This is a genomic window from Paraburkholderia xenovorans LB400, from assembly GCF_000013645.1.
Classification (GTDB): domain Bacteria; phylum Pseudomonadota; class Gammaproteobacteria; order Burkholderiales; family Burkholderiaceae; genus Paraburkholderia; species Paraburkholderia xenovorans.
Map to the genome: position 1 here is coordinate 711,126 of NC_007952.1, position 11,644 is coordinate 722,769.

At 63.2% G+C, this 11,644-nt stretch carries 10 protein-coding genes; 9 read left to right on the plus strand and 1 reads right to left on the minus strand.

From position 1 onward, the window contains the following. Positions 1-256: 256 nt before the first annotated feature. The 3 genes from BXE_RS25130 to BXE_RS25140 are packed head-to-tail and all read left to right on the plus strand — an operon-like array spanning position 257 to position 3,285. Complete coding sequence (locus BXE_RS25130) at positions 257-1,990, plus strand: pyrroloquinoline quinone-dependent dehydrogenase (protein WP_011490939.1); 1,734 nt, start codon at positions 257-259, stop codon at positions 1,988-1,990. Then, positions 1,987-2,607 carry a c-type cytochrome gene (locus BXE_RS25135; RefSeq protein WP_011490940.1) on the plus strand — a complete coding sequence of 207 codons (621 nt, stop codon included), beginning with the start codon at positions 1,987-1,989 and terminating at the stop codon, positions 2,605-2,607. The genes BXE_RS25130 and BXE_RS25135 overlap by 4 nt, the downstream gene beginning before the upstream one ends. A 15-nt stretch (positions 2,608-2,622) precedes the next feature. After that, positions 2,623-3,285 carry an ankyrin repeat domain-containing protein gene (locus tag BXE_RS25140; RefSeq protein WP_011490941.1) on the plus strand — a complete coding sequence of 221 codons (663 nt, stop codon included), beginning with the start codon at positions 2,623-2,625 and terminating at the stop codon, positions 3,283-3,285. Between the two features lie 72 nt (positions 3,286-3,357). Here the strand turns inward: BXE_RS25140 and BXE_RS25145 are convergent, their stop codons facing one another. Further along, entirely contained in the window at positions 3,358-4,173 is an 816-nt protein-coding gene (locus BXE_RS25145; protein WP_011490942.1) for an IclR family transcriptional regulator, read from the minus strand. Between the two features lie 396 nt (positions 4,174-4,569). On the opposite strand from BXE_RS25145, the gene BXE_RS25150 reads away from it, so the two are divergent. The 6 genes from BXE_RS25150 to BXE_RS25175 all read left to right on the plus strand — a co-directional run bounded on the left by BXE_RS25150 (position 4,570) and on the right by BXE_RS25175 (position 11,557). After that, the gene (locus tag BXE_RS25150) at positions 4,570-5,733 is read left to right on the plus strand and encodes an LLM class flavin-dependent oxidoreductase (RefSeq protein ID WP_011490943.1); all 1,164 of its coding nucleotides are present in this window, start codon (positions 4,570-4,572) and stop codon (positions 5,731-5,733) included. A 54-nt stretch (positions 5,734-5,787) separates the two neighbouring features. Then, positions 5,788-7,455, plus strand: a complete 1,668-nt coding sequence (locus BXE_RS25155) for a rhodanese-like domain-containing protein (RefSeq protein ID WP_011490944.1) — start codon at positions 5,788-5,790, stop codon at positions 7,453-7,455. A gap of 39 nt (positions 7,456-7,494) precedes the next feature. Further along, entirely contained in the window at positions 7,495-8,859 is a 1,365-nt protein-coding gene (locus BXE_RS25160; RefSeq protein WP_011490945.1) for an LLM class flavin-dependent oxidoreductase, read from the plus strand. A gap of 63 nt (positions 8,860-8,922) precedes the next feature. After that, entirely contained in the window at positions 8,923-9,750 is an 828-nt protein-coding gene (locus BXE_RS25165) for an ABC transporter permease (RefSeq protein WP_011490946.1), read from the plus strand. Continuing rightward, entirely contained in the window at positions 9,743-10,480 is a 738-nt protein-coding gene (locus tag BXE_RS25170) for an ABC transporter ATP-binding protein (RefSeq protein WP_011490947.1), read from the plus strand. Before BXE_RS25165 ends, BXE_RS25170 begins: the two co-directional genes overlap by 8 nt. 60 nt (positions 10,481-10,540) lie before the next feature. Beyond that, entirely contained in the window at positions 10,541-11,557 is a 1,017-nt protein-coding gene (locus tag BXE_RS25175; protein WP_233518978.1) for an ABC transporter substrate-binding protein, read from the plus strand. Positions 11,558-11,644 lie beyond the last annotated feature (87 nt).

The window sequence follows — 11,644 nt, forward strand, 5'->3', positions numbered from 1 at the left end:
ACCCATTGAGAGTCTGGAAAATCCCGGGCGTATCGCCTACGCTTAAGCGAGCCGGCCTTTTGGGGAAGAGAGCATTCCCTCCACCCATCCATGCGCAGCCGACCCATTCTGACAAAGCAATCAACGGTTCTAAATCGTACGCTTTTGTTGTTTGAGAGGGTTGCGCCATCCTGCTTTTCTACGCCGTCGCTCGCGTGGATGAATGCCGCACTCCAGCGCTGAAATTCTTGAACGATAAAAAGCCAAGGAGACGCTCATGCCATTCATTCGCATTCCAGACGCTATTGGTCTTTCCCTGCTTGCCATTGCATTCGGCTTGCCCGCCGCGTATGCCGCGGACGAAGTTCAGAACAGTTCGACCACCACGAGCTCGCCGGTGCCGTCGACGCTGCAACCCGTGAGCCAGGAACAGCTCGACCGGGCAGCCACCACGTCGAACGACTGGCTGCTTTCGAACGGTTCGTACGCGCAGACGCGCTACTACCGCGGTGCACAAATCAACAAAACGAACGTGTCGAAACTCAGGCCGGCTTTCATCTTCCAGACAGCCGTCAACGAGTCGATGGAAACGGCGCCGATCGTATCGAACGGCGTGATGTTCATTACCACCTCGTTTAATCACGTGTATGCGGTCGATGCGGTGACGGGCAAGGAATTCTGGCACTACAAGCACAAGATGGGCGCGGTCACTACGTTTTGTTGCGGGCCCAACAATCGCGGCGTGGCCATAGCCGGCGACCGTCTCTACATGGGCACCCTCGACGCGAAGCTCGTCGCGCTCGACGCAAAAACCGGCAGCGTGTTGTGGCAAACGCAGATCGCCGATCCCGATGAAGGCTATTCGGAAACGATGGCGCCGACCGTGGTCGACGGCAAGGTGTTGATCGGCACGAACGGCGGCGAATATGGCATTCGCGGTTTCCTCAAGGCGTTCGACGCAAACTCCGGTCAATTGCTGTGGACCTTCTATACGATTCCGGAAACCGGCCAGGAAGGTGTGTGGGCCACGAAGGACGCTACCGGCCGCGACGGGAAGCGCGACATCGACGCCGAGAAAAAGCAGCTTGCCGAGAAAGGCGGCGACTTCTACAAGACGCTCGGCGGCGGCGTGTGGATGGCGCCCGCAATCGATCGGCAGACGCATACGGTGTTCTTCGTCGTCGGCAATCCCTCGCCTGACCTGTATGGCGCAATCCGGCCGGGAGACAACCTCTATACGGATTCGCTCGTCGCGATCGATCTGGACACCGGCAAATACAAATGGCACTACCAGTATGTGCCGCACGACGTGTGGGACCTGGACGCCGTGAGCCCGCCGATGCTGATCGACGTACGCGACAACAACGGCAGGATGATTCCGGGCGTGGTGCACGGCGGCAAGACCGGTCACGTGTACGTTCACGATCGCGCGACTGGACGGCTGATCCGCTATTCGCAGGCGATGATTCCGCAGGAGAACATGTGGACGTTGCCGACCGCCGCCGGCGCGCGGATGCTGCCTGGCGCGAACGGCGGAGTCGAGTGGTCGCCTATGGCATTCGATCCGCACACGCGTCTCGTGTATGCGGCCAATCTGCATCAGCCGATGACGTATCAGGTCGAGGACGCCGCCTATCCGGGCGGCAGCAAGCTGTGGCTGGGCGGCGCGTTCAAGACGATCGCGTCCGAACAGCAATGGGGCAAGCTGTCCGCCGTGAACGTCGATACGGGTAAGGTCGCGTGGGACTACAAAACCGAGCAGCCGCTCATCGGCGGCGTGCTGACGACGGCGGGCGGCCTCGTATTCAACGGCGAAGGCAACGGCCTGTTCCGCGCATTCGATTCCGCCACGGGCAAGAAACTCTGGGAGTTCCAGTGCGGCGCCGGCGTCAATGCGCCCGCGGTGTCATACATGGTGCACGGCAAGCAGTACATCGCGGTCGCGGCGGGCGGCAATACGCAGCTCGACTTCAAGCGCGGCAACACCGTGCTCGTCTTTGCGTTGCCATGACGATGCCGATGCTGCGGGGAACGCCGGGGCGGGCGCGCCGCTCATGGACGGCAGTGCTGTGCGGCTGGTTCGCCGCCGCATGGCTGCCGTTGAACGCGCACGCCGACGCCGAGGCCGGCAAGGCGAAAGCGCAGGTGTGCGTGGCCTGTCACGGGCCGATGGGCAATTCGACGAACCCGGACTATCCGATCCTTGCCGGTCAAACCGCGCGCTATATTTATCTGGAGCTCAAGGACTTCAAGGAAGGGCGGCGCAGCGACCCGCGCATGTCGCCGATGGCCGCCAACCTCTCGCGTGAGGACATGCAGGATCTGGCCGATTACTTTGCCGCGCAAAAGGCGGCGTCCGTTCCGTTCAAGTCGGATAACGCCAGCATTGAAGCGGGAAGGAAGAAAGCAGCCGAGGTGTTATGCACGATGTGCCACCTGGGCGGCTTTACCGGCCAGAACGAGATTCCGCGCGTCTCGGGTCAACTGTATCCGTACATCGTCAAGCAATTGCAGGACTTCCGCTCGCACACGCGGACCAACGACGCGGGCAACATGACCAGCGTAACGCGCAATCTGACCGACGACGACATTCGCAATCTGGCCGCCTATATCAACAATCTCCAGTAGCAGGGAGGAGATACCGTGAAAGAGATTCTCACCCGTACCGTTGCGACTGTCGCGCTGCTTGCGGGCGCTTTGGGAGCATGCGTTCCCGCGCATGCGCAGGGCGATGGAGAAACAAACAGGCAGTTGCTGGCGGCCGCGAAAGACGGCGACCAGCCATCCGCTCTCGCGGCGCTCCAGCGCGGCGCGGCGGTGGACGCCATGAACCGCATCGGCGACACCGCGTTGATCACCGCGTGCAAACGAGGCGACGCGGCTACGGCACGCATGCTGATCGACCACGGCGCGAACGTCCGGCACGCAAATGCGCCGGGCGTTACACCGTTGATGGCTGCCGCGTATGGCGGCTTCGATGAAATCGTCGTGCTCCTGCTCGCGCATGACGCGGATCCTCTTGCCACGGATCGCATCGGCAAGACCGCGATGGAGTACGCCGCCGGTCAGGGGCAAACGAAGGTCGTGAATCAGTTGCTCGATGCGGGCGTCGATGTGAATCGCACCTACAGGAACGATCTCACCGCGCTGATGTGGGCCGCGGGATACGATCGCGCGGATACCGTGCGGCTGCTGATCGCACGTGGTGCGAATCGGGCGTTGAAGGACAATCGGGGAATGACGGCGAAAGATATCGCCGTGCAGACAAAATCGGATCAGGTTGCGCGGCTGCTATCCACTGGCTAGTGCGCGAACTGAGCGCGCGTCTACTCCGGAGCCATTCACTCGACGTGTTCGACTCCGGTCCTCGGAATCGGCCTAGACCCCAAGGAGCTGCGTCATCGTACGGATGGCATGCGAGGTCGAATTCAGCATCTGGCAAGCCTGCAGCAGATCGTCACGCATGGTGTCGAAGCCTTTGGCGAAGAAGCGACTCGGCCCGGTCAGCACGATCGCTCCCAGCGCGCGGCCGGACGGGGCGGCGAGGCGTGAGCCCACGGCGCATATGCCAATCACGTTTTCATTCTGGTTGGTCGCCCATCCGCGCTTGCGTACCTCTTCGAGTTCGGCATAGAGCGCCGCGCGGTCGCGGATAGTCCATTCCGTGCGGGCGGAGTAGGGCGCCTGGCCAAGCAAGGCGTCGCGCTGTTCATCTGTGCGGTCACTCAGCAATATCTTGCCCGACACGGACGCGTGCAGCGGCGCCGTGACCGTGGTGTCGAAATACGGCGTGACGCTGTAATTCCCCGCGACACATTCCACTGTCACCCGGTGGTCTCCGAGGAAAGCGATGAGCAGCACAGACGGACCGTGCCGCTCCTGCAACTCGCGCATGAGCGGTGCGGTATCGCGGCGCAACCGGTTCAGTGGGTGTTCCAGCGGAAGCGGGCAGGCCGCGCGCGGGGTCGGGCAATACAGTGAGCCTTCCCGGTACACATAGCCGGCAACGTCCAGGGACTGCAGCAGACGGTGGCATGTGGTGGTGGGCAGGCCCACGCTTTCCGCTATGTCCTGCAGGCTGAGCGGCCGGGCTGCCTCGTGCAGCCGCGAAAGAATGTTCAGCCCTCTGGCGAGCGCGCCGGAGTCCGCCTCACGCCGTTCGGCACTTCCCTCACTCGTGGTGACAGTGGCCATGATCAGCGGGATCCTGAAAAGACGGGCGCGAGCCGGGAGCTGGCGAAATGCGTCAACAACGGATGCGCTGTACAGATTTGCATATATGAATTGCTTGGTTGGGCCGGCTTGGGCAGCCTTCTACAATAAAACGGAATTATTCTTCCGAAATTTCTAAATATTGTACCGGCAATAAGACGTAGCGGGTCGGAATTGAACTGACCGCCCGAATCTATGGTTGTGGATCGCATCGCTGGTCCGGCTCGAAGTCAGGGTCGGAGCTTCTGGATGCCTGGATGGCGGGCTTAGGCTTTATATCTAGGATAACTATATAAATCGCGATTTCAGCTATTCGTCGCTTGCATCGGTGCGCGAAGCCTGGTGACTTTCCACGTCCATTTTTTAATGCGGTGTTCCATGTCGACCTTGTCTCCCGCCAGTTTTGCCGATAGCCCGCTTTCGCGGGCGCTCTCCCAGCCGCTGATGCTGGGCCTGTTCCTGCCGATCCAGAGCGGCGGGTGGTCCATGTCGACGCTGCCGCGCACGACCGACTGGAGCTTCGACTACAACGCGCGGCTGACCCGCAAGGCTGAGGCTCTCGGCTTCGACCTCGTGTTCGGCCTCGCGCAGTGGCTCGGCAAGGACGGCCATGGCGGGACGACCCGCTACCGTCGCGATTCGCTCGATTCGTTCATCACGATCGCGTCGCTGGCTTCCATTACGAACCGCATCCTGCTGATCTCGACGCTGCATATTCTTTACGGCGGCTGGCATCCGCTGCATCTCGCGAAGTTCGGCGCAACGCTCGATCATATTTCCGGCGGCCGGTGGGGGCTGAACATGGTCACGGGCCATTCGGTCGACGAGGCCGAGATGTTCGGCCGCGAAGGCCACTTCGAGCACGACCTGCGCTACGAGATGGCCGGGGAATTCGTCGACCTGATGGAGCAGCTCTGGTCGCTGGACGACAACCTGACGTTCGACGGCAAGTGGTATCGCACGCGCAACGCATTCGTTTCACCGAAGCCGCGCTTCGGCCGGCCCGTGCTGGTCAACGCAACGAGTTCGGCGGCCGGAATCGACTACGCGGCGCAACACTCCGACCTGATTTTCATCACGAGCTCGGCGGGCGCGCAGATCGACGCGGCGCTGGAGGTCTTGCCGGCCCATACCGCACAAGTTCAGGCGCGTGCGCAGGCTCACGGGCGGCAGGTAAGCACGCTGATCAATCCGACGATCGTCTGCCGGCCGACCGAGCGGGAGGCGCATGCCTATCACGACGCGATCCTCTCGCATGCCGATTTTGGCGCGGTGGATGGCTTCACGGGCCGCCGCAGCGACGCAAAAGCCTGGAAGGGCCACCAACGTGAGCAGCGGGTCCTGGGAGGCAACATCCAGATCATCGGTTCACCTGAACATGTGGTGGAAGATCTGCTGCGCCTGAAAGCAGCGGGTATCGACGGCGTGCAACTGACCTTCTTCGATTTCGAGCCCGATCTCGCGTACTTCGGCGAAGCCGTGCTGCCGTTGCTGGAGCAGGCCGGCCTCAGGGTGCCGCTGCCGACCGCGGCATTCTTCTGAGTCGCCGCCTGTTAATTCGCTCTCCCTATTTCACCACGTTCCGGTAGCCCCACAATGAGCCACTCAACCATTCCGCTGATTACACCCGCCGCGTTGCGCGCAGCGCTCGCCGACCGGCGCGAGCTCGCCATTCTCGATGTCCGCGAAGAAGGGGTATCCGCGCGCCGCCGGCTGTTCTATTCGTCCATTGCGGCTGTCGGTCGTCTTGGCCTCGTCGTCGGGCAGCTCGTGCCCCGCCTCACCACGCCGGTCGTGCTGGTCGATGAAGCGGGCGAATATGCGTCGCGTGCCGCGGCACTGCTCGCCAGCTTCGGCTACACACACGTGTCGATTCTCGAAGGCGGCGTAAGCGGCTGGGAAGCCGCCGGCTTCGAGGTGTTCAGCGGGACCAATGTGCCTGGCAAGGCGTTCGGCGAGGTGATCGAGCATCGGCTGCATACGCCGAATATCGATGCGCCTACGCTCAGGCAACTGCAGGACGCAGGCGAGGACCTGGTGGTGCTCGATAGTCGGCCATTCCCCGAATACCAGACCATGAACATACCGGGCGGTGTCGAATGCGCGGGTGCCGAGCTGGTTCACCGTGCTCTCGCGGCCGCGCCGTCGCCCGATACGCTGATCGTGGTCAATTGCGCGGGTCGCACGCGCAGCATTCTCGGTGCGCAGTCGCTCGTCAATGCCGGTATCCCGAATCCCGTTGCAGCGCTCACGGGAGGATCAATGTCATGGCTGCTGTCGGGATTCGAACTCGAACGCGGCCGCATCAGCACGGCGCCGCGTCCCGACGGAGCCGCGCTCGCCAGCGCGCGGACGCTCGCGCAACGCGCGGCGGCGCGAGCCGGCGTGGTCGAGATCGACCGTGCCACGCTTGCCCGTTTCGAAAGCGAAGCGGCCACGCATACGCTTTACCGTTTCGACGTGCGCGCTCCTCTGGAATACGAAGCGGGCCATCGTGCCGGCTGGCGCTCGGCGCCCGGCGGACAACTGGTGCAGGCAACCGATGAATACGTGGGAACGCTCCACGCACGCGTGGTGCTCGCCGACGATGACGGCGTGCGCGCGCGCATGACGGCTTCCTGGCTCGTGCAGCTGGGTTATCTCCAGGTATTCGTGCTGGCCGACGACGATTCTTCCGCGGCATTCGAAACCGGCCCCGAACCGCTGCCGATATTCCGCACGCGAGGCCGCACGCAGTGGATCGAAGCAGACCAGCTTGCACAGACGCTCGAAGCGGGCAGCGCGCAGGTGGTGGACGTGGACAGCAGTCTCGCGTTCCGCCGCGCCCATATCGCCGGGGCCCGCTTCGTTGCGGCGAGCGCGCTCGAAGATCTGTTGGAGCGGATCGACGCCGACGCATCGCGGCAACTCGTCCTCACTTCCAGCGATGGCGTACTCGCCGGCCTGCTGGCCAACCAGTTGCGTGAACGGCGCGAAGGCGTGGCGGCGCTGCTCGGCGGTACGCAGCGCTGGCTGGCGCTCGGCCTGCCGCAGGCCAGCGGCGACGAAGGCAACCTGACCGGCGACGACGACGCCTGGTACAGCCCTTATCACTACGCGCCGGCGCAGGCCGCGCAGCAGATGGAGGCGTACCTCGCGTGGGAGTTGCAGCTCGTCGGGCAACTCGAACGCGACGGCATTGCGTCGATCAATGTCATCGACTTCGACACACCGACCCATCGCCGCAGCGAGGAACGCCTCGCGGCGCTGCGTCGTGCGAACTGACCGGCTTGCGCGGTCCACCTATTGCTTTGGAGCACGAACATGAGTGCGGCACGGACACTGCATCTGAATACCAACATCACCGGCACGGGACGTCATCCGGCCGGCTGGCGGACGCTCGACAATCCGAAGTCGATCATCGACCTCGGGTTCTTCACCACCATCGCGCAGATCGCCGAGCGCGGCAAGCTCGACGCGGTGTTTCTCTCCGACGCGGTGGCGTTGCGCGGCCACGCACACGGGCCGGCGCAGTCGCTTGAACCGACGGTGCTGCTTACCGCGCTTGCCGGCGTGACGCGACATGTCGGGCTGATCGGCACCGCATCGACCACCTTCAACGATCCGTTCAATCTGGCGCGCCGCTTCGCGTCGGTGGATCACCTGAGCGCCGGGCGGGTCGCGTGGAATGCCGTGACGACCTACGACCCGGAAGCGGCCGCCAATTTCAGCATTGCAGAGTCGCCCGACAAGCAGGCGCGTTACGCGCGCGCCGAGGAGTTCGTCGAAGTCGTGCTGAAGCTGTGGGATAGCTGGGAAGACAATGCGCTGATCGCCGATCGCGCAAGCGGACGCTATGCCGACCCGGCGCGCGTGCATGCCATCGCGCATGCCGGCCGTCATTTTCAGGTGCGCGGGCCGCTGAACCTGCCACGCAGTCCGCAAGGGCGGCCGGTGCTGGTGCAGGCGGGCGGCTCGGAGGCGGGTGTTGCGCTGGCCGCGCGCCATGCGGATGCGGTGTTCACGGCGCAGACCACGTTCGAAGGCGCACAGGATTTCTATCGGGACATCAAGGCGCGTGCCGTCGCGCATGGACGCCACCCCGATCATCTGCTGGTGCTGCCGGGCCTTTACCCGGTGATCGGCGGCACTCTTGCCGAGGCGCGCCGGCGTAAAGCCGACATGGATGCGCTTCTCGACCGCGGGGCCGAGCTCGCCAAATTCGCTGGTGCTCTCGGTATCGACGCCGCCGCTCTGCAACTGGATGCGCCGTTGCCTTATGACCTGATCGACAAGGGCGATCGTACCGACGTGTCGCGCGGATTCATCCGCTCCACGGTGCTGCTGGCCCGAGGCGAGAACCTGACGGTTCGCGATCTGCTCGACCGCAATCCCGGCGCACACCGGATGATCGTGGGCACACCCGAGACCATTGCGGACGACATCGAACGCTGGTTCGCCGGTCGCGCCGCGGACGGCTTCAACCTCAACGCCGACGTCTTCCCTTCAGGGCTCGCGGACTTCGTCGATCACGTCGTGCCGCTGCTGCAGCGCAAAGGCATTTTCCGCCGCGAGTACGAGGGTACGACGTTACGCGACCACTATGGTCTCGCGCGACCGTCCAGCCGCTATGCCGATGCCGCGACGAGTGCCGTGGCGGATGCGGACGCGCTCGGTGCGGTCTCCTGAGTAGTAGTTCGTTCATTCCGAACATGTAGTCAGTTTCATTTTTCAGGACGTTTCAGGACGTATATGTCTACGAGAGAATCCACTTTTACCGCGGCTCCCGCACCGGCTCCAGCCGCGACAGCCTCGCGGCTGGCGACGCTGCGCGAGCCGCTGTTGCGGGCCGCGATCCCGGTGCTGTTGATCGCGCTCTGGCAGTTGGCCTCGACACTCGGTGTGGTCAGCGAGTTCGTGCTGCCGGCGCCGGCATCGGTGCTGACGGCCTATCGGGAGTTGTGGCAGTCCGGCGATCTGCAGGATGCGCTGAAGATATCGCTGGCGCGTGCGGCATTGGGGCTGCTGATCGGCGGCGGCGCGGGGTTGCTGCTGGGCGTGGCGGCGGGTCTGAGCAAGTCCGCTGAACGCGGTTTCGACACGGTGCTGCAGATGCTGCGGACCATACCGTTCATTGCGCTGGTGCCGATCTTCGTCGTCTGGTTCGGAATCGGCGAACTGTCCAAAGTCGCGTTGATCGTCGGCGCGGCGATTTCGCCCATGTATCTCAGCACGTACCACGCCATACGCGGCATCGACCCGAAGCTGCTGGAACTCGGCCGCACGTTCCGCCTGACGCGCGGGCATCAGATACGGCTCATCATTCTGCCGACCGCGCTGCCCGGCATACTCGTCGGCGTTCGCTATTCCGCAGCCATCTCGCTGCTCGCGCTCGTGGCGGCGGAGCAGATCAATGCAAGCGCCGGCATCGGCTTCATTCTGAACAACGCCAACCAGTTCCAGCGCACCGATATCATCATCGCCGGCATTCTCGTCTATGCGGCGCTCGGCATTGCGGTGGACGCGCTGCTGCGTTTCATCGAACGCAAGGCCCTCGTCTGGAGAGGTGCGCATGTCTGAGCTCGCCTATCAGCCTGACTACGACGCAGCGCCGGTTGTCGCAAGACTGTCCGGCGCCAGGAAGCGCTACGGCGAAAACACGGTGCTCGACAACGTGGACTTCACGGTCCGCAAGGGCGAGTGTGTCGCGCTGGTCGGCCCGTCGGGTACGGGCAAAACCACGCTGTTGCGCTTGCTGGCCGGCCTCGAATCCGTTTCGGGCGGCAGGACCGAGGTGACGCAGAACACCTCCGTCGTCTTCCAGGAGCCGCGGCTGATACAGGCGTTGCGCGTGTGGAAAAACGTGCTGCTGGACGACGCGCATAAGCCTGATGCAAAAGCGCGCGCCCGTGTCGCGCTGCAGGACGTCGGGCTCGAAGACAAGCTGGAGAGCTGGCCCGTCAGCCTCTCGGGCGGCCAGGCGCAGCGTGTTGCCGTGGCTCGGGCGCTCTATCGCAGCCCCGAACTCATGCTGCTGGACGAGCCGTTCAGCGCGCTGGACGCGTTCACCCGCCGCAGCATGCAGAGCCTGGTCCTGAAGCTGTGGGCCAAATACCGGTTCGGTCTCGTCATCGTGACGCATGACCTGGACGAGGCGCTGATTCTTGCCGACCGCATCGTGATTCTCTCCAAAGGCCGGATCTGCCACGAAACGCAAGTCGATCTGCCACGCGAACGCGACGTGACCTCGCCCGAATTCAACGCACTCAAGCGCGACTTGCTCAAACAGTTTTCGCTCAGTCTGTCCTGAAGTTTTCTCAATCGTTAAGTCAAGGTATTTATGTCGCTGAAGAAATCATTATTCGCTGGCATGGCTGTCTTTCTTGCCGCTGCCACGCTGACTTTGTCCGGTACGGCCGCAGCCCAGACCACGCCCGACCTGAAGGGCACGAAGCTCGTCATTGCATATCAGGATCCGGCCTTTCCCGCGTTGATCCGCAAATCGGGCGTGGTCAACGGGACGCCTTACCAGATCGAATGGGTGCTGCTGACAGGGCCGGCCGCCAACCTGTCGGCGCTGTACGCCAACCGGATCGATCTGGGCCATATGGGCGATACGTCGCTCACGATCGAACAGGCCAACGCGCGCACGGAATGGACGAAAGAGTCGACACCGCTGCGTATTGTCGCGGGCTGGCGCAATTTCTATTCGAAGGACTATCCGCCGGTTGTCACCGCAGTGCGGACAAGTGCCGGGATCAATACCGTGCAGGAGATCAAAGGACACAAGGTCGGCTATAACTACGGCGGCTACAACCATTCGCAATACCTGGCCACGCTGGTTAAAGCCGGGTTGACCGAGAAAGACATTCAGCCCATCAAGTTCGCCGATGGCGCGACTTCGGCCGCCGGCTTCAACGCCGGCGAGGTGGACGTGTACGCCGGCGCCCTCGGCCCGATATTGCCCACGATCAAGTCGGGCGCCGGCCGTATCCTGCTGTTAGACCGCGACACCCAGATTCCGGCGCTGAACGTATGGACGACGACGTCCACGGTGTTGAAAGACCCGACCAAGGTCGCCGCGCTGCGGGATTACTTCTCGCGACTGTCGGGCTACTGGCAATGGCATGACACGCATAAGGACGAGGTGATCGGCGTTCTCAAGGACACGCTCAAGGTGTCCGACGAACGGGCCGCGTTCGAGTATGAAGTTCGCAGCGGCAGTTTCGTCAAGTTCGATTCCGGGCTGATCGGCCAGGAACAGAAAATCGCCGACATTCTGTACGACGGGCACGCGATCCGGAAGAAGGTGGACGTTGCTGTCGAATACGATCCGCAATTCAATGCGGTGCAAAAAGCCGTCTGGCCGATCAAGGTCAAAAACTGATCGCGGCATCGCGGCGCAAACACGCTGGACGGCGCGCAGGGATCGCGCTGTCGGCGAACACAACGTGAACGGGCGGCTCCCGCCCAT